This window comes from Rhodococcus sp. AH-ZY2 (assembly GCF_030916465.1).
Taxonomy (GTDB): Bacteria; Actinomycetota; Actinomycetes; order Mycobacteriales; family Mycobacteriaceae; genus Rhodococcus; species Rhodococcus ruber.
In genome coordinates, this window is sequence record NZ_CP126458.1 from 4994888 (window position 1) to 5020019 (window position 25132).

A 25132-nucleotide genomic window follows, 5' to 3' on the forward strand; every position below is an offset into this window, starting at 1 on the left:
GACGCCATCATCCACCCGAGGGGACCTCGTCGCAGTCGGGTGCAGTCAGTCCCAGGGCCACGTTCAGCTCGGGCACGTTCACTCGTTCGGCGCCGAGGAACCCGAGTTGCCGGCCCTCGGTGTGCGCGGCGACCAGCTCGCGGACCCGTTGCTCGGGGATGCCGGTGACCCGCGCGACCCGCGGCACCTGCACCGCGGCGTAGGCAGGGGAGATGTGGGGGTCGACGCCGGAGCCGGATCCGGTGACCGCATCGACGGGAACGGCCTGCGGCGGCACCTGCTCGCGTGCGGCGATCGCCGCACGCCGCTCGTCGACGAAGGCGGCCAGCACCTCGCTGCCGGGGCCTTGGTTGGACGGCAGGGCGGCGGCCGGGTCGCCCGGGGTGAATGCGTCCCCGCCGGCGACCGAGCCGACGACGCGCGTGTGGAAGAACGGGTCGGGCTCACCGACGGCGACCTGCGGATCGACGCCGATCAGCCGGCTGCCGACCATGCACCCGTTCGCGTCGGTCAGCGCCGAACCCTCGGCGCTCGCCGCACCGAGTCGTCCCACCACCCATACCGTCGCCGGATAGGCCGCTCCGACGATCACGGTCAGTGCGACCAGCATCAGCAGGCCGGCCCGCACCTGCCGGATCAATCCTGCGAAGAAGTTCCCGAATCCCATCCGTGTCACCCGATTCCCAGACGCACCACGAGGTCGATCAGCCAGATCCCGACGAACGGGGTGATCACCCCACCGAGGCCGTAGACGAGCAGATTCCGCCCCAGCAGCGACGACGCGTTCGCCGGCCGGTACCGCACACCCTTCAGGGCCAGCGGTATCAGCGCCACGATCACCAGGGCATTGAAGATCACCGCCGACAGGATCGCGGACTGCGGGGCGGCCAGTCCCATGATGTTCAACCCCGCCAGCTGCGGATAGATCCCGCTGAAGAGGGCGGGCAGGATCGCGAAGTACTTCGCCAGGTCGTTGGCCAGGGAGAAGGTGGTCAGTGCCCCGCGCGTGATGAGCAGCTGCTTGCCGATCTCGACCACTTCGATCAGCTTCGTCGGATCGGAGTCGAGGTCGACCATGTTCCCCGCCTCCTTGGCCGCGGAGGTGCCGGTGTTCATCGCCACCCCGACGTCGGCCTGTGCCAGGGCGGGCGCGTCGTTGGTTCCGTCGCCGGTCATCGCGACCAGCCGTCCGCCCTGCTGTTCCGAGCGGATCAGCGCCAGCTTGTCCTCGGGAGTCGCCTCGGCCAGGTAGTCGTCGACCCCCGCCTCGGCCGCGATCGCCCGCGCGGTGAGCGGGTTGTCCCCGGTGATCATCACCGTGCGGATGCCCATCGCGCGCAGTTGTGCGAACCGCCGTGCCATGCCCGGTTTGACGACGTCGGACAGTTCGACGACGCCGACCACCGACGCGCCCCGGGCGTCGCACCGGGCCACCACCAGAGGCGTTCCGCCGACGCGGGCGATGTCGTCGACGACGGCGCTCACCGCGTCGGGCGTCCGTCCGCCCTCCTCGGCCACCCAGCGGCTCACCCCATCGGCGGCCCCCTTGCGGATTCGGACCGGGGTGTCCGCGTCGGCGACGGTGTCGAGGCCGCTCATCCGGGTGTGCGCGGTGAAGGCGACGAACTCGACGGAGCGCTCGGCGTCCGACGGCCCCGGATCGAGGTGGTACCGCTCGGCGCAGAGTTCGACGATGCTGCGTCCCTCGGGGGTACCGTCGGACAGGCTCGACATCCTTGCCGCGGAAGCTATTTCGTCATCCGTGATGCCGGGAGCCGGGTGCAGTGCGGTGGCGCGGCGGTTGCCGTAGGTGATGGTTCCGGTCTTGTCCAGCAGCAGGGTGTCGATGTCCCCGGCGGCCTCCACGGCACGGCCGGACATGGCCAGCACGTTGCGCTGCACCAGCCGATCCATGCCGGCGATGCCGATCGCGGACAGCAGGGCTCCGATCGTGGTGGGTATCAGGCACACCAGCAGCGCGATCAGTTCGACCGGTCCCTGCTCGACACCGGCATACGCGCTCATCGGAGCGATCGCGACCACCGCGAGCAGGAACACGATCGTCAACGCCGCGAGAAGGATGTTCAGGGCGATCTCGTTCGGGGTCTTCTGCCGGGCGGCGCCTTCGACGAGAGCGATCATCCGGTCCACGAAGGTCTGCCCGGGTGGGGCGGTGATCCGCACGACGATGCGGTCGGAGAGCACGGTGGTGCCGCCGGTGACGGCGCACCGGTCGCCGCCCGACTCGCGGATCACCGGGGCGGATTCTCCGGTGATCGCCGACTCGTCGACCGTGGCGATGCCCTCGATCACGTCGCCGTCCCCGGGAATCGTCCCACCGGTCTCCACCACGACGAGATCGCCCACGCGCAGCTCGGTGGCCGATACGGATTCCTCGGCGGCCGGACCGGTGAGGCGACGGGCTGCCGTGTCCTGCTTGACCTTTCGCAGGCTCGCCGCCTGCGCCTTGCCTCGCCCCTCGGCGACCGACTCGGCGAGGTTGGCGAAGAGCACGGTGAACCGCAGCCACGCCGCGATCGACCAGGCGAACAGGGTGGGTTCGACGATCGCCGCGACGGTGGCGACCGCCGACCCGACCAGCACGACGAACATCACCGGATTCCGCGCCACATGCCGGGGATCGAGCTTGCGGATCGCTCCCGGCAGGGCGTCTGCCAGCTGACGGGGGCTGAACACGCCCCCGCCGACACGATGCGGGCGGGAGGCGATCGTCTCCCGGTGGGAATGAACATCGACGGTCAATGCAGTGCCTCCGCGACGGGGCCCAGGGCCAGGGCCGGGAAGAAGGTGAGAGCCGCAACCAGTACGACGGTTCCGGTGAGCAGCCCGGCGAATGCCACACCGGTGGTGGGCAGCGTGCCCGCCCCGGCCGGGGTGCGCCGCTGGGAGGCGAGCGAGCCGGCCAGAGCCAGGACGAACACGATCGGCAGGAACCGCCCGAGCAGCATGCACATCCCCAGCGAGGACTGGAACCAATCGCTCGTGACGGTCAGTCCGCCGAACGCGCTGCCGTTGTTGTTCGACGCCGAGGCATAGGCATAGAGCACCTCGGTGAAGCCGTGGATCGCGCCCGGCGTGCCCGGGTCCCCGGAGTTGCCGAGATACCCGGTGGTGGGCGAGAGGATCACCGTGATTCCGGTGCCGACGAGTACCAGGGCCGGCATGACCAGGACCGTCAGCGCGGCAAGGGTGATCTCGCGCCTGCGCAGCTTCTTACCGAGGAACTCGGGGGTGCGCCCCACGAGCAGGCCCCCGACGAACACGGCGAGCACCGCGAGCACCAGCATGCCGTACAGGCCGGTGCCGACGCCGCCGGGCGCGATCTCGCCGAGCAGGATGTTCAGCAGAACGGCCCCGCCGCCCAGCGGGGACATGCTGTCGTGCGCCGAGTTCACCGCACCGGTGCTCGTGCCGGTGGTCGACACCGCGAACAGCACCGAACCGGGAATCCCGAACCGGACTTCCTTGCCCTCCATCATCGCGCCGGCGGCGTTCGCCGCCACACCCCGCGTACCGGATTCGGCGGCCAGCGCCACCGCCAGGACGGTGCCGTAGAGCACCGCCATCACGCCGAGGACGGTCAGGCCCTGCCGTCGGTTGCCGATCATCGTGCCGAACGTGCGCGTCAGCGCCACCGGGATCAGCAGGATCGCGAGGATCTCGACGATGTTGGTGACGGGGGTGGGATTCTCGAACGGGTGCGCCGAGTTCGCGGCGAGGACGCCGCCGCCGTTGGTGCCGAGTTCCTTGATCGCCTCCTGCGAGGCAACCGGCGCGAGCGCGTTCGTGACCGTGTCGCCGTCCAGTCCGGTCGCGGTGAAGCCGATGCGATACGACTGGATCACGCCCTGGCTCAGCAGGATCAGGGCGATCACGAATGCCAGCGGTAGCAGGATCCGCAGGGTCCCGCGGACCAGGTCCACCCAGAAGTTGCCGATCTCGCCGCCGCGTCCGACGCGCACCAGACCACGGATCAGGGCGGTCACGACCGCCATCCCCACCGCCGCCGAGACGAAGTTCTGCACCGCGAGCCCGGCGGACTGGGTGAGTGGGCTCATCGTCGTCTCGGGCACGTAGGACTGCCAGTTGGTGTTGGTGACGAACGAGACGGCCGTGTTGAACGCTACGGCCGGGCTCACCCCCGCCAGCCCGTTGCTCAGCGGCAGGATGCCTTGAACGCGCTGCAGGAGATACAAGAAGAGCACGCTCGCCAGGGAGAAGCCGAGCACACTTGCGGCGTATCCGTACCAGGTCTGCTCGGCGCGGGGATCGATCCGGCACACCCGGTACATCAGCGACTCGATCCGCAGGTCCTTCCACCGGAGGTCGGTGTCGGTCGTGTAGACCCTCGCCATGTAGTCACCGAGCGGAACGTATGCCAATGCCAGGACTGCGACGACCAGGGCGATCTGCAGTCCCGCGGCAACAACTGGAGTCATCGGATCGTCAGAACCTCTCCGGATCGAGCAGCGCGATCAGCAGGTACGCCACGAGTGCCACCGCGATCACGACGAGCGCGACACTCGCCGCGCCCGCCCAGGTCATCGGTTCGCCCCTCGCGCGTGCAGGGCACGCAGGACCAGAGCGCACACCAGGAACCCAGCCAGGATCAGCACCACGTACGCGGCGTCGGCCATGTCGTCTTCCCTTGTCGTAGACACGAATCAGGCGCCGATCGGCGCCCCGCACCACACTGTTGCACCGTGCGCTTCCCTCGACGGCGATCCATACGGAATCTTGATGCCCGCGGTCGATGTCCTGACGAGTTCTTTACACGCCGGTGCGGGTCCCGGCGGCGCAGTGCCCGCGGGTTCCGAGACCGGACGCTGGTCAGCGGATAGCGTCGACGGGTATGAGTGCCCGTCCGAGACCGCTGCCGCAGCTGCGTATGGCGGCTGCCGCGTACCGATTTCGCGAGAGCCTGTTCGCGCTGCCGACGTTGATCGTCGCTGCCGGGGTGATCCTCGCCGAGGTGACCGCGTACCTCGACCGCACCCTCCCCACCGACGTCGCGGGGTGGGCCGTGCAGATGAACAGCAACGGCGCGACGTGGCTGCTCAGTACCGTGGCGGGCGCGACGATCACCACGGCGGGGGTGGTGTTCTCACTGACCGTGGTCAGCCTGCAGCTGGCCAGCAGCCAGTTCTCGCCCCGGGTGATGCGCTCGTTCATCCGGGACCGCGTGAGCCAGACGGTGATCGGCATGCTCGTGGCGACGTTCGTCTACTGCGTGCTGACGCTGCGGCACGTGGGAGCCGAGGCTGCCGAAGCGGCGCCGGGGGTGTCGATGACCGTGGCCCTGGTGCTGACGGTGGCAACCGTCGTCCTGATCGTCGCCTATCTCGACAGGCTCGCGCACGGACTGCAGGTCGGTGAGGTGGTGCGCACGATCGCCACCGAAGCGGACGGGGTGCTCGACGCAGCGGTTCGGGAGAGCCGCACGGAACGCCCGGCCGCGGCGGTGTCCCGGCCGGCTTCCGACGCGATCATGACGGTTCCGGCGGTCCGGGACGGCTGGGTGACCCAGGCGCCGACCGAGCATCTTCTCGCGTCGGTACCCCCGTCGACGGTGGTGCGCCTGGAAACGCGTCCCGGCGCCTACATCCATCGCGGCGAAGTGCTGTTGCGCGTGTGGCCGGTCCCGGACCGTGCCGACAGGGTCCGTCGCCGGCTCGAGGCCGCCGTGGAGATCTCCGACACCCGCACCATGCAGCAGGACGTGGATTTCGCGCTGCGCCAGCTGGTCGACATCGGCCTGCGCGCTCTCAGTTCGGCGATCAACGACCCCACCACCGCGACCGAGGTGGTCCTGCGCATCGGCAGTCTGCTGCGGACGCTCCTGACCGCCGAGGTGCCGCCGCTGTCGGTCGCCGGCGCCGACGGCCGGGTGCTGCTGCGCCCGTGGATGCTGTCCCCGCCGGAGTACGTCGAGCACGCCTTCGAGCAGATCCGGCAGGCGTGTCCGCGGCAACTGCACGTGGCCACCGCGGTCGCGCGGGTGCTGCGCATGCTGACCGACCATGTGCGGGCCGCCGACCGGGACGAGCACGTACCGGAGCTCGAGCGGCAACTGCGGTTGCTCGTCGAGTCCGTGGCCGCCGAGCCGGGGCACCACCCCGAGGACCTCGCCCGGTTCCGGGCCGTGGCCGAGTCTCCGGTCGACCCGGCCGAGCACGAGGTGGACTGAGCCGTCGCGCGTGACTCGCGCGACGGAATCCGCCCGGTGGTTCCCGAGCGGATTCCGGGTCGCGGCCGGTTACTCCTCGACGCCCATGTGGCGGATGGAGGGACCGCCCTTGTGGTCGCTCGAGCGGCCGAGCTTGGAATCGAGCAGGCTGCGCAGGCGGTGGACGGCACCGTCGAACGCTTCCTTCACCGAGCCGGCGTTGTGGGTGACGACGATCGGTTGCTGACCCGCGATGCGGGCCTCGAGGAGGCACCGCTTGTCCGTGGTGCCGAACTTCCCGGCGTTCTCGTCGCTGAGGTGGATCTCGAGCCGGGTGATCCGGTCGGCGAACCGCTCGACCGCGGACGCGAGCTCGCTCTCGAGGCGGTCGGCGATGTCGTCGTCGATCTGGATGTGGCTGTCCTTGTTGAGCTGGATCTGCATCGATCTGTCTCCTTCTCGGTCCGGCGATACGGCCGGAGGGGATCCCCCGGGTTCCGCACCGCGCCCGCTCCGATTCCACCCGAGCACGACGACGGGCGGCAACCCGGGTCCGTCTAGCCGGGTCCGTCTAGCCGGGGTGCTCGGGTTCGCGGCGGGAGAGCGCGCTCGGCCACCACACCCGCTTGCCGATGTCGATGGTCAGGGCGGGAACGAGCAGCGACCGGACCAGCAGGGCGTCGAGCAGCACGCCGAACGCGACGATGAACGCGATCTGGGCGAGGAACAGCAGCGGGATCACCGCCAGTGCCGAGAACGTCGCGGCCAGGACGATGCCCGCCGAGGTGATCACACCACCGGTCACGGTCAGGGCCCGCAGCGTGCCACGCCGGGTGCCCACGCGCGCGCTCTCCTCCCGCACCCGCGTCATCAGGAAGATGTTGTAGTCGATACCCAGCGCGACGAGGAAGACGAAGCCGAACAGCGGCACCACCGGGTCGGCGCCGGGGAACCCGAGCAGGTGGTCGAAGACCAGCGACGACACCCCGAGGGTGGCGGCGAAGGACACGACGACCGTCAGCATCAGCAGCACCGGGGCGACGATCGCGCGCAGGAGCAGGACGAGGATCAGCAGCACCACGGCGACGACGACGGGAATGATGACCGTGCGGTCGCGGGTGGCGGTGTTCTTGGTGTCCAGGTCCACCGCCGAGTTGCCGCCGACCAGCGCCTCGGCGTTCGGGATCCCGGCCACCGCGTCGCGGATGCGTTCGACGGTGTCCTCGGCGGCCAGCGAGTCGGCCGGGTCCGACAGGGTCGCCTGCAGCGCGACGCGGCCGTCGACGACGGTCGTCGCGCCGTCCGGCCCGGTCACCGGTACCACCTCGGTGACGCCCTCGATGCGGGCGGCGGCGGCGACGTCGCCCGCCGCGGACTCACGGGTGATGATCACCGCGGGCGATCCGGTGCCCGCATCGAAGTGCCTGCCGAGCACCTCCTGGCCGGTCACGGACTCGGTCTCGAGCAGGAAGATCTCGGACTGCGCGACGCCGTCGGCCTCGAACTGGGGCAGCAGCATCGCGAAGCCGACGAGCACGATGCTCGACACGACCCAGATCCGGCGCGGGTGGGCGCCGACCTTCCGGGCGAGGGCGCTCCAGAACCGGTGCGCCGAGGCGAGGTCGTCGCGATCGGCGTCGGGGTCGACGGTGGGCCGCTTGGGCCAGAACGCGGCGCGGCCGAGCAGCACGAGCGCGGACGGCAGGAAGGTCATGGAGGCGACGAACGAGGCGACGATGCCGATCGCGGCGACGGGGCCGAGGCCGCGGTTGGAGTTCAGGTCGGACAGCAGCAGGCACAGCACGCCGGCGATGACGGTGCCCGCCGACGCCGCGATGGGCTCCAGCGTCGCCCGCCACGCGGTGCGCATCGCGGCGAACCGGTCCTGCTCGAGGCGCAGTTCCTCGCGGTATCGGGACACCAGGAGCAGCGCGTAGTCGGTCGCGGCACCGAAGACGAGGATGAACAGGATGCCCTGGCTCTGTCCGTTGAGGGCGATGATGCCGGCGTCGGCCAGCAGGTACACCAGCAGGCTCGCCAGTGCGAGGGCGAACACCGCCGAGAGGATCACCACGAACGGCAGCAGCGGACTGCGGTAGACGACGACGAGGATCAGCAGGACCACGCCGCCGGCGACCAGCAGCAGCAGGCCGTCGATGCCCTCGAATGCCGTCGTCAGGTCCGCGATCTGCCCGGCGGGTCCGGTGACGAGGACCGTCAGCCCCTCGGGTGGGTTCGCGAGCTCCGCGCGCAACTCGTCGACGGCCTCGCCGACCTCTCCGGTGCTGTCGACGGGCACGATCAGCCGTGCGGCCTGACCGTCCTGCGACGGAACCGGCGGCGGGCCGGCGGACGCTCCCGCGAGGTAGGCGAGGTCGTCGGGGGTGATGCCGGACGGGCGTTCGGCGACGACGATCGCGGGCACGAACCGGGTGTCGGTGAAGTCCGCATAGAGTTCGCCCGCCCGGGTGGATTCCGCGGACGCCGGGAGGAAGGAGCTGTTGTCGTTCTGCTGGACCTCGCTGAGCTTGCCGGCGAAGGGGCCGCCGGCGCCCGCGATCGCGAGCCACGCGATGAGCAGCAGCGCGGGCAGCAGCCAGCGGATGCGGCGAGGTGAACGAGCCGGCGCGGTGACGGTGTTCAATCTTCCTCCAGGAGAATGCGACTACGCCGAGCCCAAATTACTCAGCTAGCTGAACAATAGTGAAAAGGTATCTCATGAGCGACGATCTCGAGAGCTGGCCGACCGGCCGGCTGCTGTCCACGGCCGCCCGGCTGGTGGAACAGGCCTGGGAATCGACTCTGCGCGCTCACGGTCTCACCCATGCCGGGCTGGTGGCCCTGCATACGATCGCCGACGGACCCCGCTCCCAGCGGGAGATCGCCCGGGCGTGCCGGGTGACCGACCAGACGATGAGCCGGACCGTCGAGCATCTCGAGCGGTCCGGCCTCGTCACGCGCACCGTCGATCCCGCCGACGAGCGGCGCATGCGTGTGCAGATCACCGAGTCGGGGAACGAGCTGTACCGGGCGATGATCGAACTCGAACGCACCGATGCGCAACCGACCGCGGTGGTATCCGACCCCGGCACCCTGCGCTCCCTTCTGATCGAACTGGTCCGATCGGCACAGCGTTGACCTGCCGCACCGCGGCTGTGTCGACCTGCCTCACCGCGGCTGCGTTAACCTGCCGCACCGCGGCTGCGTCGACCTGCCGCACCGCGGCGGACAGGTCCGTCCGGCGGGTCAGCCCAGCGGCAACTGTGCGAAGATCTGCGTCGGTTGCGTCGACCCACCCGGCGGTTCGACGCTGAAGGCCAGCGCGGTCGAATGCCCGACACCCTCGAGGACGGCCGTGGTGGACGGCGCCACCGCCTCGGCGTCCATGATGCCCGCGGATTCCGGGCCTTCGGGGGTGATCAGCCACATCTGGTAGACACTGCCCTCGGCGGGCGGTGTCACGTTGTTCATCACCAGAACACCGGCGTCGGCTTCCTTCGAGTACACCACCGTGGCGACTCCGCCGCCTTCGATCTCACCCGAGGTGGTGCGCACGTCCTCCGCCGCGAACACCTGCTCCGAAGTGGTCGCGGTCTTCTCCTGCAGCTGGGTCACAACGGCGAATCCACCCACGGCGATCAGGATCGCGGCCGCCGCGGTGAGCAGGAAGTTACGTCGCCGGTTGCGCCGCTCGTCCAGCGAGACCGGTGCGGCAGGCGGACCGGACTCGGCCGCGACCGCGTCGAGCAGGCGCTCACGCAGACGTGCAGGCGGCTCGGAGGCCGTCGACGCCGACACGACCGCCATCGTCTCCCGCACGGCCGCCGTCTCCCGGTCGAACGCCGTCACCACTTCGGGATCGGCTCCGGCCACCCGGGCCTCGATGTCGCGGCGCTCGGCGTCGGATACCGCATCGAGCGCATACACGACCGCGAGGTCGATCAGTTCGCGGTCGGAATCGCCGAAACCGGGCCGGGCCTCACTCCTCATCGCCCTGCACCCCCAGACATTTGCGTAGACGGAGTAGTCCGTCGCGGATTCTCGATTTTACGGTCGGTAGCGTGACCGAAAGTTGTTCGGACACTTCGCGGTACGTCAGGCCGCCGTAGTAGGCCAGTTCGACGGACCGCCGCTGCAGATCGGTCAGTGTGCCCAGACAGTGGGTGACCTGCTGCCGATCCTCGCGCCGGGCCGCCTCCTCGCTGACGACGTCGAACGCCGAGTCGACGTTGCTCGCGCCGTAGCGGGCCTCGCGGTCGGCCCCGGACTGTTCGGACCGCACCCGGTCGACGGCGCGGCGGTGCGCCAGGGTGATCAGCCAGGACAGCGCCGAACCCTGCGCGGCGTCGAACCCGGAGGCCGACCGCCAGACCTGCAGGTAGACCTCCTGCGCGGTCTCCTCGCTGTAGCCGGGATCGCGCAGGACCCGCAGGATCATGCCGTACACCCGGGCACGGGTCAGGTCGTAGAACTCGGCGAATGCAGCCGCATCCTGCGCCGCTACGCGCGCGAGCAACGCGTCGAGTGTGTCGGTACGTCCGCCGACGCCGGTCATCGGCTCTGTCCGCTCATCGAGCGAAAGCCTAGTCGGGCGATTCGGGCGGCTCAAGCCATCCGCCGGCGGACCGTCCCGGCGGCCGGGGCCGGGGGGCGGGGCAAGGGTCGAATCGAGCACCGCGATCACCTCCGGGGCATCCGGAGGGCTGCAGCGCGTGGGACGTCAGACATGGTCACCTCCGGTGGGCCGGCCGGCCGGGGCCAGGGATTCCCGCAGGAACTCGGCGGTGACCGCATGCCACCAGCCCGGCTTGGTGAGCAGGAAGTGACCGCCGCCCGCCAGCGGCCGGAACTGGGCGTCGACGCCGCGCCCGCGGGCCTGGGCCGTCTGCACCGCGCTCACGCGCGGGTCGCACCGCGTGTCGGCGGTGCCGTGCACGACCAGGAGCCGGCGCTCGGGCGGGACGAGCGCGCCGTCGTCCTCGGGCCACCACGGTGCCAGCGCGACGACAGCCCCGACACCCGGCTGGGCCGCGAGGTGGGCCGCGACCCGTCCGCCCATGGAGTGACCCACGAGCCCGATCCGGACGTCGCCGCGCCGCCGGCGCACCTCGTCGAGGGCGTGCAGTGCATCGTGGACGGGACTCATCCGGTCCCCGTTCCAGCCGCGGTAGGTGTAGTGCACCTGGCCGACGGTGATGTCGTACATGCTCAGCCGGGAACGCAGGGACTCGGTCAGCAATGTCATCCGCAACGCGGACAGGTGCCACGGCCGGGCGGCGGATGTGCTGACCGGCTTGCCGCCCGGGAGAACCAGCACGTGAGCGCGGGGCCGGTTCGATGCGATCTCCATGCCCGGTGTTCGGAGCGTGGCCCGAATCGGATGGGTCGAAAAAAATTCTCCACACCCACCCATCCGCCCTCCCGGCCGTGCCGAATGGCAGATGACACACCTGACCGACGTGGTCGCACGGATCACGACACCGAAGGGAAGAGGGCCATGGTTATCAACACGCGAAAGAGCTTGGCGGCAGTCGGAATCGGCGCGATGGCAATGATGGGTGTCGCGGCGTGCTCGTCCGACGACTCCGGTTCCTCGACGGCGACGTCGGCCACGTCGGCGATGGAGAACGCCACGTCGGCGATGTCGCCGACCACCTCCGAGGACGCCATGGCGTCGGGCCTCGTCGGCCCGGGCTGTGACGCCTACGCGGCCGCGGTACCGACCGGGCCGGGCTCGATCGAGGGTATGGCGCAGGAGCCGGTGGCCGTCGCTGCGTCGAACAACCCGGAGCTCACGACCCTGACCGCAGCGGTGTCGGGTCAGCTCAACCCCGAGGTGAACCTGGTCGACACGCTCAACGGTGGCGAGTTCACCGTGTTCGCGCCGGTCGACGACGCCTTCGCCAAGATCGATCCGGCCACCATCGAGAGCCTGAAGACCGACACGGCCACCCTCACCAGCATCCTCACCTACCACGTGGTGCCGGGTCAGATCCCGCCGTCGGACATCGAAGGCACCCAGACCACGGTCCAGGGCGGTACCGTCGAGGTGACCGGTGAAGGCGAGGAATGGAAGGTCAACGACGCCAACGTCATCTGTGGCGGTGTGAAGACGGCCAATGCGACCGTCTACCTCATCGACACCGTCCTGATGCCGCCGGCGCCGCAGCAGTGACCCGGTAGCACCCGAGGAGTGACGTGAGACGAACGATCCGAGGCCTCGCGGCGGCCGCTCTGGCCGCCGCGGGCGCCGCCCTCACGGCGGCACCGGCGCAGGCAGCTCCGCTCACCCCGGTGGCGGAGCTGGACGTGAACCGGTACATGGGCACCTGGTATCAACTGGCCGCCAATCCCGCGCCCTTCAATCTCGACTGCGTGCTCGACACCACCGCGAACTACACGCTGATCGACGAGCGCAACGTGCGGGTGGAGAACTCGTGCACCACCGTCACCGGTGAGCGGCGCGGAATCGTCGGCAACGCGCGAGTGAACGACACCGCCTCCTTGCATGTGAGCTTCCCCGGCGTGCCGACCCAGGATTCCCTGGACGGGCCGAGCAACTACATCGTCGGCTACCTCGCGGACGACTACTCGTGGGCGCTCGTGGGGGATCCGACCCGGGTTTCCGGGTTCGTCCTGTCCCGGTCACCGGTGGTCGACGCCGCCGCGTGGCAACAGATCCGGTCGGTGGTCGAGCAGCAGGGCTACAACAGCTGCCTCATGCTCACCTCGCCCACCACGGAGGGCCTACAGGAGATCAAGCCGCTCTGCACCGTGTGAACGGTGTTCTGCGCGTAGCGGACTCACCCCGGCCCCGCCTGCCCGGCCGAATGTCACATTGCGTCGGTTCCATCGATCGCATGTGACATTCGGTCGCGCGCGGGCGGCGCCGGAGCCCGGATGCGTTTCCCCCGGGCACGCCCCGGCTCTGTTAGGTTCGATTCGCGACGTGGACGAGCCTTCCGATCGTCGGACCCGGCTCGTCGCGACACGAGGAGCTGGTGAAGATGATCCGCGACGCATGGCGGGGTTTGCTCAAGCCCGTCTTCGTTCCCGCCTCGCTCGTGATCCTCGGGATGATCGTGTTCGCGGTCGTCTACGCGGGATCGGCCGAGGGGGCGGTCGACGCGCTCAACCGTGCCATCACCGACGGCGTCGGCTGGTGGTACATCCTGATCGCCACCGGATTCGTGATCTTCGCCCTGTACTGCGGCCTCAGCCGCGTCGGCAACATCAAACTCGGCCGCGACGACGAACAACCCGAGTTCGGAATGCTGTCCTGGTTCGCGATGCTCTTCAGCGCCGGCATGGGCATCGGCCTGGTGTTCTACGGTGTCGCCGAACCACTCTCGCACTACGTCGATCCCCCGCAGGCAGGCCGGATCCCCGGTTCGACGGACGCCGCCGCCAATCAGGCGATGGAACTGACCATGTTCCACTGGGGTCTGCACGCGTGGGCGATCTACGTCGTCGTCGGCCTCGGTCTGGCCTACATGACGTACCGCAAGGGCCGGCCGCTGTCGGTGCGCTGGCTGCTCGAACCGCTCCTCGGACGCGCCCGCGTCGAGGGACCGATCGGGCACGCGATCGACACGATCGCGATCGTCGGCACCCTCTTCGGCGTCGCCACCTCTCTCGGCTTCGGCGTCCAGCAGATCTCGGCGGGCCTCGACTACCTGGGCTGGGTCGAGACGAACAACTGGCTCACCGTCGGGCTGATCGTCGGGGTGACGGGCCTGGCGACCTTCTCGGTGGTCTCCGGCGTCTCGCGCGGCCTGAAATGGCTGTCCAACATCAACATGGTGCTGGCGGCCTCGCTTGCGGTGTTCGTCCTGCTGCTGGGGCCGACGCTGTTCCTGCTGCAGTCGTGGGTGCAGAACCTCGGCGGCTACGCGCAGGCCCTGCCGGAGCTGATGCTGCGCACCGCACCGTTCGCCGAGGACGGCTGGTCGGGCGCGTGGACGATCTTCTACTGGGGCTGGTGGATGAGCTGGGCGCCGTTCGTCGGCATGTTCATCGCCCGCATCTCCCGCGGCCGCACGATCCGGGAGTTCGTCTTCGGTGTTCTGCTCGCCCCCACGTTCGTCGCGTCGCTGTGGTTCACGATCTTCGGCGACTCCGGAATCCTGCGGCAGCGCGACGAGGGCACCATGCTCGCCGCGGACGGCACCGTGGACACCGACACCTCGCTGTTCGTCCTCCTCGACGGCCTTCCGCTGGCCGTGGTGACGAGCCTGCTCGCGATCCTCGTGGTCGTGTTCTTCTTCGTGACATCCTCGGACTCGGGTTCGCTCGTGATCGACATCCTCGCCACCGGCGGCAACCTCGAGACCCCGAGGATCACGCGCGTCTACTGGGCGGTGCTCGAAGGGATCGCGGCGGCGGTGCTGCTGCTCGTCGGCGGCAGCGGATCGCTGACCGCGCTGCAGACCGCATCCATCGCAACGGCGGTGCCGTTCTCGATCGTCATGGTGCTGGCCTGCGTGTCGATGCTCAAGGCGTTCCGCTACGAGGTGGCGACCGCGCCCCGGTACCTCCAGATTGCGGTGAGCGCGGCGACGCCCGCCCCGGGCGGCCACGGCGCCCCCCACCGGCGGGGCATCTCCGCGACGCTCGCCGGCCTCGACACCAACGGAAACGGCGCCGCAGCGCCGGGGGCCCGCGCACCGCTCGTCATCGCCGTGCACGAGCTGCCGGCCCGTTCGGTCAGCGTCGACGCCGACACCGGACGGGTCGAAATCGACCACGGTGCCCGCCCGCAGGACCCCCTCGGCGGCGAGGTGTTCGACACCCCGGAGTTCGCCGAGTCCGCCGAGGGCGTGGCGCAACGGGAAGCCGACGAGCGACGCGCGACCACCCGCGACTGACGCTCGCCGCGACCGTCAGTCCGCCGCGACCGACCGCCCGCCGCGACCCAATGTCACATTGCGTCGATCGAATCGACCGGATGTGACATCGGGTCGGCGGGCGGGGTGCGTGCCGGATCGCGAGCGGCTCGGTGCGCGGCGCCCGCGATGTTCTCGAGCATGCCCTTGAAGATGATGCCGTGGAACGGCACGAGCGCGTACCAGTAGACCCGTCCCGCAAGTCCCTTCGGGAAGAAGATCGCCCGCTGGTGCAGCCGGGCCCGGCCCGGATCGAGCGGTTCGATACGCCACTCGAGCCAGGCCCCGCCCGGTGCCCGCATCTCGGCCCGCAACCGCAGCAGGGTGGGCCGCTCGAGGCGCTCGACGCGCCAGAAGTCGAGCGCGTCCCCGGTGTGCAGGGTGCGCGGATTCCGGCGGCCCCGGGACAGGCCGACGCCGCCGGCGAAGCGGTCGAGCCACCCGCGGATCGTCCAGGCGAGGGGGAAGGAGTACCAGCCGTTCTCGCCGCCGATGCTCTCGACGACCTCCCACACCGTGCCCGCGTCGGTGTCGCAGTCGATGCGGCGCTCGTCCACGAAGACCACCTCGCCCGCCCAGTGCGGATCGGACGGCAGCGGTTCGGCCGGCGCACCGACGGGTGACGCACTCGCCCAGGTGGTTTCGACGTCGCCGCGCTCGATCTTGTGCAGCGCCAACCCGACCGCCTCCCGGTAGCCGGTCAGTCCGCCGGGCGGCGGAGGGATCACGTCGTCGATGTCGTGTTCCGAGACCACCGCGTCGTTGCTCAGCGATTCGATCAGGGCCCGGCCCAGCGACGGCGGGATAGGGGTGACCAGCCCGATCCACAGCCCGGCGAGCTTCGGGGTGAGGACGGGCAGCACCAGGATGCGCCGCCGGCGCAGCCCAGCGACCTCGGCATACACCTGCATCATCTCGCCGTAGCGCAGCACGTCCGGGCCGCCGATGTCGTAGGTGCGGCTGCGGGGGAGCGGAGCGGTGGCGGCGCCCACCAGGTAGTGCAGCACGTCGCGCACCGCGATGGGCTGGATCCTGTTGTTCACCCACTTCGGGGTGGTCATCAGGGGCAGACGGTTGCTCAGGTGCCGGATCATCTCGAACGACGCGGAGCCCGAACCGATCACCACCCCGGCCTGCAGCGCCAGGGTGGGCACCCCGGATTCGACGAGGATCCGGCCGACCTGCTCCCGGGACCGCAGATGGGTGGAGAGGTCGGCCGTGTCCGGATGCAGCCCACCGAGATACACGATGCGCCGCACCCCGGCCGCCCGGGCCGCGGCGGCCACGTTCTCGGCCTCCGCGCGTTCGGTGTCGATGAACTCTCCGCGCCCACCCATCGAATGCACCAGGTAGTACAGGACGTCGACGTCCCGGCAGGCGACGGCCAGGGACTGCGGATCGGTCAGGTCACCGCGCACGATCTCGACGTCGCCGGCCCACGGCACGTCCCGCAACTTGTCCGGGGTGCGGGCCAGGACCCGCACCCGGTGGCCGGCGTCGATCAGCAGCGGCGCGAGCCGGCCCCCGATGTAGCCGGTGGCGCCGGTGACGAGGATGCGCAGCGCAGGGGTGTTCATTCGTTCTCCACGATGTGACCGAGCTGATGGCGCAGGCAGGCTTCGAGCTTCGGCCGGCGGAACCGGTGGCCGTGGTCGACCAGGCACTGCGGGACCACGCACTGATCGGCGGTGGCCACCTCCCGCGCGCCCTCGTCGCCGAGCAGCAGCCGGGGCCCGAATCCCGGCACCGGCAGCAGCGCCGGCCGGTGCAGCACCCGCGCGAGCGTGCGGGTGTATTCGTCGTTGCGAACCGGTTCGGGGGCAACGGCATTGATCGGTCCCCTGATCCTCGGATCGGCGAGGGCCCGGTGGTAGACGTCGAGCAGGTCGTCGAGGTCGATCCACGACAGCCACTGCCGGCCGCTGCCGAGCCGGCCGCCGAGCCCGGCCTCGAACAGCGGGCGCAGCAGCTGCAGCGGCCCGCCGCGCGGGGTCTGCACGATGCCGGTCCGCACCAGCACCACGCGCAGTCCACCGGACGAGGCGGGAGCGGTGGCGGCCTCCCAGTCGGCGACGACGTCGGCGAGGAACCCGGACCCCTGCTGCGCGTCCTCGGCGAGCGGTTCGTCGCCCCGGTCGTAGCCGTAGAGCCCGATCGCCGACGCGGAGACGAACGTCGCCGGCCCGTTGGGGGTGCGTGCCGCGAGTTCGGCCAGCAGCCGGGTGGGCCGGATCCGGCTGTCCCGGATCGCGGCCTTGTGGGCGGCGTTGAAGCGACCGGAGATCGAGGCGCCGGCGAGGTGGACGACGGCGTCGATGCCCTCGAGCAGGTCGGGTGCGGGCGCGTCCGGATCCCAGCGACGTTCGTCGTCGTCGCGCGGTTCGCCGCGCACGAGCCGGACGACCCGGTAGCCGCCGGTGCTCAGGTAGGCGCACAGCGCGGTGCCGACGAGACCCGACGATCCGGTGACGGCGACCGTCGCGGGTCGCACTCCCTGCTCGTGGGACCACTGATGGGCGGCGAGGTCGTCGGCGAGCTGGCGGTGCCGGTAGTAGAAGGTCTGCTTCAGCAGCAACTCCGGGACGGGCGTGTCGACTCGGTCGACGACCCGGGTGCGACGGGAGCCGAGCGCCTCGAAGGTGTGCTCGTGCCGCCACGGCATCACCAGTCCGGCGGGCAGCGAGGTGAGCCCGTCGCGGCCGACGCTGTCGACGAATCGCGCGGGCGGGTCGTAGGCGTCGGCCTGGTGTTCGGCGACCCACCGCAGTCCGCCGGGCAGGCCGAGCACGGCCCGGCCCGACTTCAGGGACTCGCTCTCGGAGATCACCCGCAGCGGCTGCCACGGGGGGAGCAGACGCATGATCGCGCCCGGCCGGCTGTGCCAGTCGAAGACGTCGCCGCGCGGCGCGTCGACGACGCTCGAATACGTGATGCCCATCGTGCCTTCCTCCGCCTGGTCCGGGTTCGCGGAAGCGGCGCCGGGATCGTCCCGGCGCCGCCGCGGAATCAGCTGGGAATCATGTTGATCAGGATGGTGTAGGCGTTCACCAGAGGAGTGTGGATTGCCATGAACGCTGTCTCGACGAGTTCTCGCACGGTGGTGTTCCTCTCGGTTGTCCGTCCGGGACGGGCGTTCCGTCCCCTCGGTATTCGGAGTGGTGCGCGGCCCGGATGGGTCAGCCTTTTCCGCCGATCCGCCCGTAGCGGTCGAGCGCCACCTGTCTTTCGTGGGCGTGGTCGACGATCGGCTCGGGGTACCCGTCCGGCGGGCCGTCCGGGAGCCGGTGCACGCGTTTGCCGTCCACACCTCGCAGTTCGGGTACCCAGCGGCGCACGTATTCACCCGTCGGATCGAACTTCTCCCCCTGCGTGAGCGGGTTGAACACCCGGAAGTAGGGCGCGGCGTCGGTACCGCTGCCCGCGGTCCACTGCCACCCGTGCTGATTCGAGGCCAGGTCGCCGTCGACGAGCCGGTCCATGAAGTGCCGGGCACCCCACCACCAGGGCAGATGCAGATCCTTGGCGAGGAAGGACGCGACGATCATCCGGAGCCGGTTGTGCATCCAGCCCTCGGCGAGCAACTGCCGCATGCCCGCGTCGACGATGGGGAAGCCGGTGCGGCCCTGCTTCCATGCGGCGAAGTTGCGTTCGGCGTCGGGGCCGCGGTCGTAGGCGATGTCGTCGAAGCGGCGGTTGTAGTTGCGGCGGGCCGTGTCGGGCCGGTGGTACAGCACGTCCGCGTAGAAGTCGCGCCAGGCCAGTTCGCTGCGCAGACGGTTCGCGCCCGCGCTGCGGTCGGAGCGCACGTCGTGCAGGAGGGTGCGCGGATGGATGCACCCGAATTTCAGGTACGGCGAGAGACGGCTGGTGCGATCGAGATCGGGCCGGTCCCGGTCGGTGTCGTAGTGCGGCAGGTCGTCGTCGCGGAACTCGTGCCAGCGGTGCAGCGCGGCCGCCTCACCGGCGGGCGGCAGCGTGGCGCCGTCGAGGTCGTCGTCGGCGGGGATCGGTACGCGCGCGTCGAGACCGCCGGGGTCGATCCAGTCGACGGTGCCGGCGTCGGTGACGGCGGGTGCGCGCCAGCCGTGCTCGTGCCACGCCCGTTGGAAGGGGGTGAACACCTTGTAGGGGGTGTCGTCGCTCTTGCGGATGCGGCCGGGGGCGACGGCGTAGGGCGAGCCGGTGCGCAGCAGCGGGACGTCGCCGAGCGCCCGCTCGACGGCGTCGTCGCGGCGGGTGCCGTACGGTCCGTGGTCGGCACTGACGTGCACCGCGTCGGCGTCGAGTTCCCGGGCCAGCGCCGGAACGACCGTGGCGGGGTCGCCGTGGGTGACGAGCAGACGGGCGCCGAGATCCTCGTCGAGGGCGCGCAGGCACCGCATCAGGAAGGTGCGGCGCGGGGAACCGGAGGGACGCAGCAGCGACTCGTCGAGCACGAACAGGGCGAGGGCACGGTCGGTGGAGTCGGCGACGGACAGCAGGGTGGGCAGGTCCCGCAGCCGCAGGTCGCGGCGGAACCAGACGATACCGGGGCGGCTCACCCGTCCAGTGTGCGGGAGAACGGGGCCGGGCGGGCGGGGAGCGGTCGTCCCGGGTGAGAGACTGGCCCCCATGTCCGACGTGTTCGAGGTGCCCATCCGCGACGAGTCCATCCGGCTCGGTCAATTCCTCAAGCTGGCGAGCCTGATCGAGTCCGGCGCCGAGGCGAAGGAAGTGATCGCCGAGGGGCTCGTCAGCGTCAACGGCGAGGTGGAGGTGCGGCGCGGGCGGCAGCTGCACGTCGGGGACGTCGTGGAGATCGGGACCGCCGCCGCGCGCGTGACGTCGGGGGCGTGAGCCCCGAGGTGACGGCGGTACGACTACAGCTGCCGTCTCCGGAATCCTCGAACCCCTGCGATTTTCAGGGGAGCTGCCGCACCTGCTTGCCGAGGGCGAACAGGCGGTGCGCGAGCCTCATGACGGGAATGCCCAGCGGAATCAGGATGATCGTCACGCACAGCACCCCGCCGACGAGCCACACCACCGCCGCGAGGAGTCCCACCACCGCGCCGAGCACGGCCGTGAGGATCCCCAGCACCGCATTGAGCAGGCCCTTCAGCGCTCGCATGACGACCTCCTGGTTATCAGTGTGCGCGCATACGGGCCGGGGCGCACCCGTTTTCGGTCGACCTCGCCGCACCGGACCGGCCGGCAGCCGATGCCCGGGTGCGGGAGACGGACGCCGTCCCGGATGTGTTGTCAGCCGGTCTCGTCCGTGTCCTTGTCCCCGTGGTCCTTCTCCTCGCTCCGGTCCAGGATCCCGGCGGTGACGCCGTACGGCAGGAAGCGCACCGATCGGCGCGGGTCGGTGTTGTTCTTGTGCGCGCGCAGCGCCTCGAGTTCGGTGGGGAAGACCTGCTCGACGCGGGCGGTCCCGTCGTCGTCGAGCGTGTAGATCACCCACACACCGTCGCCGGTCTCGCCGGCGGTGGGCGGTGCCGGGCGGGTGCGGGGTGCGCCCGCGAGGTCGGGGAAGATGCTCGCCCACGGGATTCCGGCGTCCGGTTGCTCGACGAGCCGGCCGATCTTGGCGGCCAGATCGCGCAGCCCCTCCCCGGCGTCGCGGAAGACACGGTCGAGGTCCTCCGGGTCGAATCCGAACGGGTTGTTCTCGCCCATGAGGGCCTCCTGAGGTCGCGGGCCGCGCGTGCGGCCGTGATTCCTCCAGTGTGGGCACTGTCGCCGGACCGCGCCACCATCCCGGTGTGGCGCGACCTCAGGAGGCGTGCGCCGCGCGGACGTTCTGCGACCAGTCGTGCACCCAGGCGGGCAGGTCGGGCAGGTCGGTGAGGGCGGGGAAGGCCTGCGCGACGGTGTCCGGCGGGACGGAGCGGCCGTCGCGATCGAGCACGCGGAGTCCGATCACGGCCCGGGCACTGCTCGCCCCGTCCACCGTCACGTGCTGTTCGACGTACAGGTTCCTGGCGTCGGTACCGAGGAGGCGGGTCGCCACGTCGAACTGCTGCCGATGCCGCAGCGACCGGTGGTAGGTCGCCGTCTGGACGACGACGACCGTCTGCCACCGGTGCCGGCGGAGGGCCTGCCAGAGTCCGGTGCGGACGAACAACTCGAACCGGCCGAGGTCGAGAATGGTGAGGTACCGGCCGTTGTTCATGTGCATCGCCGCGTCGAGGTCGGCGACGGCCACGCGGAACGGAGTGTGCACCGTCTCGTGCGGCCGGACCGGATCCGCCTTGCGGGCGCGAAGAAATGTCCGCGCCGTACGCAGCGCCATGAGCATGCCGGCCCCCGGTCAGTTCTCGGCGCGGACGACGATGCCGTCGTGGTCGCTGTAGAGCATCTCGCCGGGGTTGAAGGTGACGCCGCCGAACTCCACCGGCACGTTCTTCTCGCCGGACCCCGTCTGGGTGCTCTTGCGCGGGTTGGTGCCGAGTGCCTTGATGCCGATCCCCAGGGTGCGCAGGATCGCCGAGTCCCGGACCGCGCCGTTGACGACGACACCGGCCCAGCCGTTGTCGACGCCGCGGCCGGCGATGATGTCGCCGACGAGAGCGGTGTGCACGCTGGCGTCGCCGTCGACGACGAGGACACCGCCGTTGCCGGGCTCGCTCAGGGTCTGCTTGACGAGCAGGTTGTCCTGGAAGCAGCGGATGGTGGTGATCCGGCCGGCGAAGACCTCGTGGCCGCCGAACTGGATGAACTGCGTGTCGCAGCTGCGGATGTCGGGGCCGATCTCGTCGGCGAGGTCGGCGGTGGCCGGAACGTCGTGGGTGGAGGGTTCGCTCATGTCGCCGAGAGTAGTAGGAGAACGCCGTCCGGTCGGCGCGGGGCGGATACCGGCAGATTATCTGCCTGTTTGAGTTCCAAACGGGTAGATTCTTGTATCCTAAGAGCCATCGGGGCTGGGATGGATTTCGCACACAGGACGGTCAAATGCCACTCGACGGAAGCTCGACGGTTGTTCGCGTGCCCAAGGCAGGTGAGCTGATCGCCGCGAGCCTGCGCCGGCAGATCATCACCGGGGAACTGCACGCCGGCGAGCCGTTGCCGAACGAGGCCGCGCTCATGGAACGCTTCGGCGTTTCCCGTCCCACGCTGCGGGAGGCCTTCCGCATCCTGGAGTCGGAAGGCATCATCACCGTCCTGCGCGGCGCCCACGGCGGCGCCCGCGTGCAGGCACCGGACGGCTCGACCGCCGCCCGCTACACCGGCCTGCTGCTGCAGTACCGGGGAGTCCCGCTCGCCGACGTGTACCGCGCCCGCACCGAACTCGAGGTGGACGGCGTCGGCCTGCTCGCCGCCGCCCCGGCCGGGCGGATCGACACGCTCGCCGAACTGGTCGAGCGGGGCGAGGGCCTCCTCGGCGACCCCGCGGCCTTCGCCAGGTACGACACCGAGGTGCACCGGGCGGTGATGGAACTGGCCGGCAACCAGACGATGGCGGCCCTCGCGGGGATGCTGCTCGACATCATGGACGCCCACAACGCGCTGTATCTCTCCACGCGCGCCGATGCGGCGGATCGTCCCGAGGCGGCGGTGGCGTTGCGCGCCAACCGCAAGCTCGTCACACTGCTGCGCGAAGGCGATTCCGAAGCGGCACAAACATTCTGGCGCAGGCACCTCGACAGCGTCGAGCAGTACATGACGGGTGATTCGGCGACCACCCTCGTCGAGGTCCTGTCCTAGGACGTCGCGCGCCCGGTCGGCGCGTTCAGTCCGGGGCAGCGCGTCGAGTGGGTGTCACGCCGCCGATCTCGGCGCAGGCACCTCCCGCTCGGTCAGCGCCCGCTCGGTCAGCGCCCGAATCGCCGCTCGTACTCGTCGCGTTCGCGATCGGCCCGCACGCGCGCCTTCTCGCCGAGCAGGTTCGGGTCCAGGCCGTGCTGCTCCAGGCGGTGCCGCCGCCAGATCTGCATCAGGGCGATCGCGAAGTACACCAGGGGGATGAACAGCAGCGCCATCATCGCCAGCGGCACCCACACCGGCCCGGGGATGAGCAGGAACAGCGCGAGGAACGGCACGATCGGCAGGGTGAACCGCACGAGGTACCGCACCGTCGCGCCGGGGCCGACGAGGTCGTTGCGGACCCAGTCCTGAAGCGAGTCGGGGAGCGTGCGGCCGAACAGGTATCCGACGTACTGGGGGAAACTCGGTCGTGCACTACTCGTCATGCCACCGAGGATAGGCCGCTCATCCGTACAGCCCGCTGAGCCGGTCGGAGAAGTTGTCGATGACGATCTTGCGACGCAGCTTCATGCTCGGCGTGAGGTCCCCGGCCTCCACCGACAGCTCGCGGTCGATGATGGTGAACTTCTTGACCTGCTCCCACCGATTGAGCTGCTCGTTGAGCTGGTCGATGTAACCGCCGATGAGGTCTCGGGTCTTCTCGTCGTGCGCGATCTCCTCGAACGACTTGCCGCCCAGGCCGTTCTTCTCGGCCCACTCGTGGATCGCCTCGGGCTCGAGGCCCACCAGCGCCACGCAGTACGGCTGGCCCTCGCCGTGGACGATGATCTCGCTCGCATAGGGGCACAGACCCTTGAAGGTCGCGGCGATGGCGGACGGCGCGACGTACTTGCCCTGTGACGTCTTGAACATGTCCTTCTTGCGGTCGGTGATCCGCAGGAACCCGTCGGAGTCGACCTCGCCGATGTCCCCGGTGTGGAACCAGCCGTCGTCCTCGAACGCCTCGGCGTCCGCGTCGGGACGATCGTGGTAACCGCTCATCACACCGGGACCCTTGATGAGGATCTCCCCGTCCTCCGCGATCTTGACCTCGGTCTCCGGGAAGGGCCAGCCGACCGTGCCGAAACGGTACGCGAGCGGCCGGTTGAGGAACGACGCGGCGGAGGTCTCCGACAGTCCGTAGCCTTCGAGGACGATGATGCCGACGGCATCGAACCACTGTGCGACGTCGCGGTCCAGCGGAGCGGACCCGGAGACGAAGAACCGCAGCCGGCCGCCGAACCGCTCCCGGATCTTGGTGAAGACGAGCTTGTCGGCGAGCTTGTACTGCAGCCGGTCCAGCGGCGACGGGTTGCGGTCCTCCTGCTTGGCCTTCGAGACCCGTGTTCCGACCCCCACGGCCCAGTCGAAGATCTTCTTCTTGGCGCCGCCCTCCTCCGCCATCATCGCCTCGATGCGCGCGTGGGCCTTCTCGAACACGCGTGGCGCCGCGCCCATGAAGGTCGGCTGCACCACGGCGAGGTTCTCCACGATCTTCTCGACCCGGCCGTCGATGGCGGTGGGCATGCCCACCTGCAGGGGCAGGCTCAGCAGCACCTTGCCGAACACGTGCGACAGGGGCAACCACAGGTACTGCAGGTCGTCCGGACCGAGAATGCCGAGGGCATCGACAGCGGCGGCGGTGTACGTCCACGCCGAGTGCGGCAGCCGCACGCCCTTCGGCTTGCCGGTGGTGCCGGACGTGTAGATGAGGGTGGCGAGGTGATCCGGCCGGATCTCCCGGACCCGGTCCTCGACGACGTTCGGCGACTCCGCGATCAGCTGCCGACCGCGCTCCTCGAGGTCGGCCAGGGTGATCACCCAGTTCCCGTCGCCGGGGCCGTCGATCACGACCACCTGCTGCACGTCCGGTAGCTGTGCACGCTGCTCGACGAGCTTGTCGACCTGTGTCCTGTCCTCGGCGACGACCACGCGGCTGCCCGAGTTGGACACGATGAACCCGACGTCGGGAGCCTTGGTGGTGGGGTAGACCGTCGTGGTCGCAGCGCCCGCGCACATCACCGCGAGGTCGACGATCACCCACTCGTACCGGGTCGACGACGCCAGCGCGATCCGGTCCTCGGGCTCGATGCCGAGCGCGATCAACCCGGCCGCCAGCAGACGGACGCGGTCACCGACCTGCTGCCAGGTCACGCTCTCCCACCCGTCGTCCTTCGGGAACCGGAACGCCTCCGTGCCGGGGCTGGCCGCAATTCGGTCGAGGAAGAGCTGAGCCACCGACGGTGCCCGCTTCTCGATCTTCGAGTGGTCGACCGGCTCGTCGGAGATTCGCAGCGCTGTCATACCCCGAGTCTAGAAAGGCCGCACGCACCGC

25 protein-coding genes are annotated in these 25132 nt (G+C 70.1%); 7 read left to right on the forward strand and 18 right to left on the reverse strand.

Going from position 1 to position 25132, the window contains the following annotated elements:
* Positions 1–7 precede the first annotated feature (7 nt).
* From QNA09_RS23935 to kdpF, 4 genes are read right to left on the reverse strand one after another with little or no spacing between them, the layout of a single operon-like run.
* A complete protein-coding gene (locus tag QNA09_RS23935) occupies positions 8–667 on the reverse strand; it encodes a potassium-transporting ATPase subunit C (RefSeq protein WP_119699209.1) in 660 nt (219 codons plus the stop codon).
* Between the two features lie 5 nt (positions 668–672).
* Positions 673–2763, reverse strand: coding sequence for a potassium-transporting ATPase subunit KdpB (gene kdpB, locus QNA09_RS23940; RefSeq protein WP_119699210.1), 2091 nt, complete (start codon positions 2761–2763; stop codon positions 673–675).
* Positions 2760–4460 (reverse strand): potassium-transporting ATPase subunit KdpA, encoded by a 1701-nt coding sequence (kdpA, locus tag QNA09_RS23945; protein WP_119699211.1) that lies wholly within the window; start codon positions 4458–4460, stop codon positions 2760–2762. The genes kdpB and kdpA overlap by 4 nt, the downstream gene beginning before the upstream one ends.
* 7 nt (positions 4461–4467) lie before the next feature.
* A complete protein-coding gene (gene kdpF / locus QNA09_RS23950) occupies positions 4468–4566 on the reverse strand; it encodes a K(+)-transporting ATPase subunit F (RefSeq protein WP_017681113.1) in 99 nt (32 codons plus the stop codon).
* Positions 4567–4909: 343 nt separating this feature from the next.
* Between kdpF and QNA09_RS23955 the strand changes: the two genes are divergently transcribed.
* Positions 4910–6208 carry a DUF2254 domain-containing protein gene (locus QNA09_RS23955; RefSeq protein WP_119699212.1) on the forward strand — a complete coding sequence of 433 codons (1299 nt, stop codon included), beginning with the start codon at positions 4910–4912 and terminating at the stop codon, positions 6206–6208.
* A gap of 69 nt (positions 6209–6277) precedes the next feature.
* On the opposite strand, the gene QNA09_RS23960 is transcribed toward QNA09_RS23955, so the two are convergent.
* Together QNA09_RS23960 and QNA09_RS23965 are read right to left on the reverse strand one after the other, a co-directional pair.
* Positions 6278–6631, reverse strand: a complete 354-nt coding sequence (locus tag QNA09_RS23960) for an HPF/RaiA family ribosome-associated protein (protein WP_010595503.1) — start codon at positions 6629–6631, stop codon at positions 6278–6280.
* Between the two features lie 127 nt (positions 6632–6758).
* Positions 6759–8831 (reverse strand): MMPL family transporter, encoded by a 2073-nt coding sequence (locus QNA09_RS23965; RefSeq protein WP_119699213.1) that lies wholly within the window; start codon positions 8829–8831, stop codon positions 6759–6761.
* A gap of 74 nt (positions 8832–8905) precedes the next feature.
* Here QNA09_RS23965 and QNA09_RS23970 point away from each other — a divergent pair, with 74 nt between their 5' ends.
* A complete protein-coding gene (locus QNA09_RS23970; protein WP_119699214.1) occupies positions 8906–9325 on the forward strand; it encodes a MarR family winged helix-turn-helix transcriptional regulator in 420 nt (139 codons plus the stop codon).
* 108 nt (positions 9326–9433) lie between these two features.
* Here QNA09_RS23970 and QNA09_RS23975 read toward each other — a convergent pair whose 3' ends face one another.
* From QNA09_RS23975 to QNA09_RS23985, 3 genes are all read right to left on the reverse strand, one after another.
* A complete protein-coding gene (locus QNA09_RS23975) occupies positions 9434–10177 on the reverse strand; it encodes an anti-sigma factor (RefSeq protein ID WP_010595506.1) in 744 nt (247 codons plus the stop codon).
* A complete protein-coding gene (locus QNA09_RS23980) occupies positions 10167–10742 on the reverse strand; it encodes a sigma-70 family RNA polymerase sigma factor (RefSeq protein WP_010595507.1) in 576 nt (191 codons plus the stop codon). Before QNA09_RS23980 ends, QNA09_RS23975 begins: the two co-directional genes overlap by 11 nt.
* Before the next feature lie 165 nt (positions 10743–10907).
* On the reverse strand, positions 10908–11537 hold the full coding sequence (locus tag QNA09_RS23985; RefSeq protein WP_040273153.1) for a dienelactone hydrolase family protein: 630 nt from the start codon (positions 11535–11537) through the stop codon (positions 10908–10910).
* Positions 11538–11738: 201 nt separating this feature from the next.
* On the opposite strand from QNA09_RS23985, the gene QNA09_RS23990 reads away from it, so the two are divergent.
* From QNA09_RS23990 to QNA09_RS24000, 3 genes are all read left to right on the forward strand, one after another.
* Positions 11739–12362, forward strand: coding sequence for a fasciclin domain-containing protein (locus QNA09_RS23990; RefSeq protein WP_228287136.1), 624 nt, complete (start codon positions 11739–11741; stop codon positions 12360–12362).
* Between the two features lie 23 nt (positions 12363–12385).
* The gene (locus QNA09_RS23995; protein WP_010595511.1) at positions 12386–12967 is read left to right on the forward strand and encodes a lipocalin family protein; all 582 of its coding nucleotides are present in this window, start codon (positions 12386–12388) and stop codon (positions 12965–12967) included.
* 227 nt (positions 12968–13194) lie between these two features.
* Entirely contained in the window at positions 13195–15054 is a 1860-nt protein-coding gene (locus tag QNA09_RS24000) for a BCCT family transporter (protein WP_374121864.1), read from the forward strand.
* Between the two features lie 53 nt (positions 15055–15107).
* Here the strand turns inward: QNA09_RS24000 and QNA09_RS24005 are convergent, their stop codons facing one another.
* The 3 genes from QNA09_RS24005 to QNA09_RS24015 all read right to left on the reverse strand — a co-directional run bounded on the left by QNA09_RS24005 (position 15108) and on the right by QNA09_RS24015 (position 19613).
* Positions 15108–16649: an SDR family oxidoreductase gene (locus QNA09_RS24005; protein ID WP_017681122.1), complete on the reverse strand. Its 1542-nt coding sequence runs from the start codon at positions 16647–16649 to the stop codon at positions 15108–15110.
* Entirely contained in the window at positions 16646–18010 is a 1365-nt protein-coding gene (locus QNA09_RS24010; RefSeq protein ID WP_040273158.1) for a TIGR01777 family oxidoreductase, read from the reverse strand. Before QNA09_RS24010 ends, QNA09_RS24005 begins: the two co-directional genes overlap by 4 nt.
* Positions 18011–18248: 238 nt before the next feature.
* Complete coding sequence (locus QNA09_RS24015; protein ID WP_064066386.1) at positions 18249–19613, reverse strand: deoxyribodipyrimidine photo-lyase; 1365 nt, start codon at positions 19611–19613, stop codon at positions 18249–18251.
* A gap of 70 nt (positions 19614–19683) precedes the next feature.
* On the opposite strand from QNA09_RS24015, the gene QNA09_RS24020 reads away from it, so the two are divergent.
* Positions 19684–19908, forward strand: a complete 225-nt coding sequence (locus QNA09_RS24020; protein ID WP_010595516.1) for an RNA-binding S4 domain-containing protein — start codon at positions 19684–19686, stop codon at positions 19906–19908.
* A 64-nt stretch (positions 19909–19972) separates the two neighbouring features.
* Here the strand turns inward: QNA09_RS24020 and QNA09_RS24025 are convergent, their stop codons facing one another.
* The 4 genes from QNA09_RS24025 to rraA all read right to left on the reverse strand — a co-directional run bounded on the left by QNA09_RS24025 (position 19973) and on the right by rraA (position 21859).
* Positions 19973–20179 (reverse strand): hypothetical protein, encoded by a 207-nt coding sequence (locus QNA09_RS24025; protein ID WP_010595517.1) that lies wholly within the window; start codon positions 20177–20179, stop codon positions 19973–19975.
* Between the two features lie 131 nt (positions 20180–20310).
* Positions 20311–20730, reverse strand: a complete 420-nt coding sequence (locus tag QNA09_RS24030) for a hypothetical protein (protein ID WP_119699215.1) — start codon at positions 20728–20730, stop codon at positions 20311–20313.
* A 97-nt stretch (positions 20731–20827) separates the two neighbouring features.
* Positions 20828–21346, reverse strand: coding sequence for a thioesterase family protein (locus QNA09_RS24035; protein ID WP_234420143.1), 519 nt, complete (start codon positions 21344–21346; stop codon positions 20828–20830).
* An 18-nt stretch (positions 21347–21364) separates the two neighbouring features.
* Complete coding sequence (gene rraA / locus QNA09_RS24040) at positions 21365–21859, reverse strand: ribonuclease E activity regulator RraA (RefSeq protein ID WP_010595520.1); 495 nt, start codon at positions 21857–21859, stop codon at positions 21365–21367.
* Between the two features lie 146 nt (positions 21860–22005).
* On the opposite strand from rraA, the gene QNA09_RS24045 reads away from it, so the two are divergent.
* On the forward strand, positions 22006–22758 hold the full coding sequence (locus QNA09_RS24045) for a FadR/GntR family transcriptional regulator (RefSeq protein WP_119699216.1): 753 nt from the start codon (positions 22006–22008) through the stop codon (positions 22756–22758).
* Positions 22759–22865: 107 nt separating this feature from the next.
* Here the strand turns inward: QNA09_RS24045 and QNA09_RS24050 are convergent, their stop codons facing one another.
* The gene (locus QNA09_RS24050) at positions 22866–23243 is read right to left on the reverse strand and encodes a DUF5313 family protein (RefSeq protein WP_010595522.1); all 378 of its coding nucleotides are present in this window, start codon (positions 23241–23243) and stop codon (positions 22866–22868) included.
* 19 nt (positions 23244–23262) lie between these two features.
* Entirely contained in the window at positions 23263–25101 is a 1839-nt protein-coding gene (locus QNA09_RS24055) for a long-chain fatty acid--CoA ligase (protein WP_017681127.1), read from the reverse strand.
* Between the last annotated feature and the right edge of the window lie 31 nt (positions 25102–25132).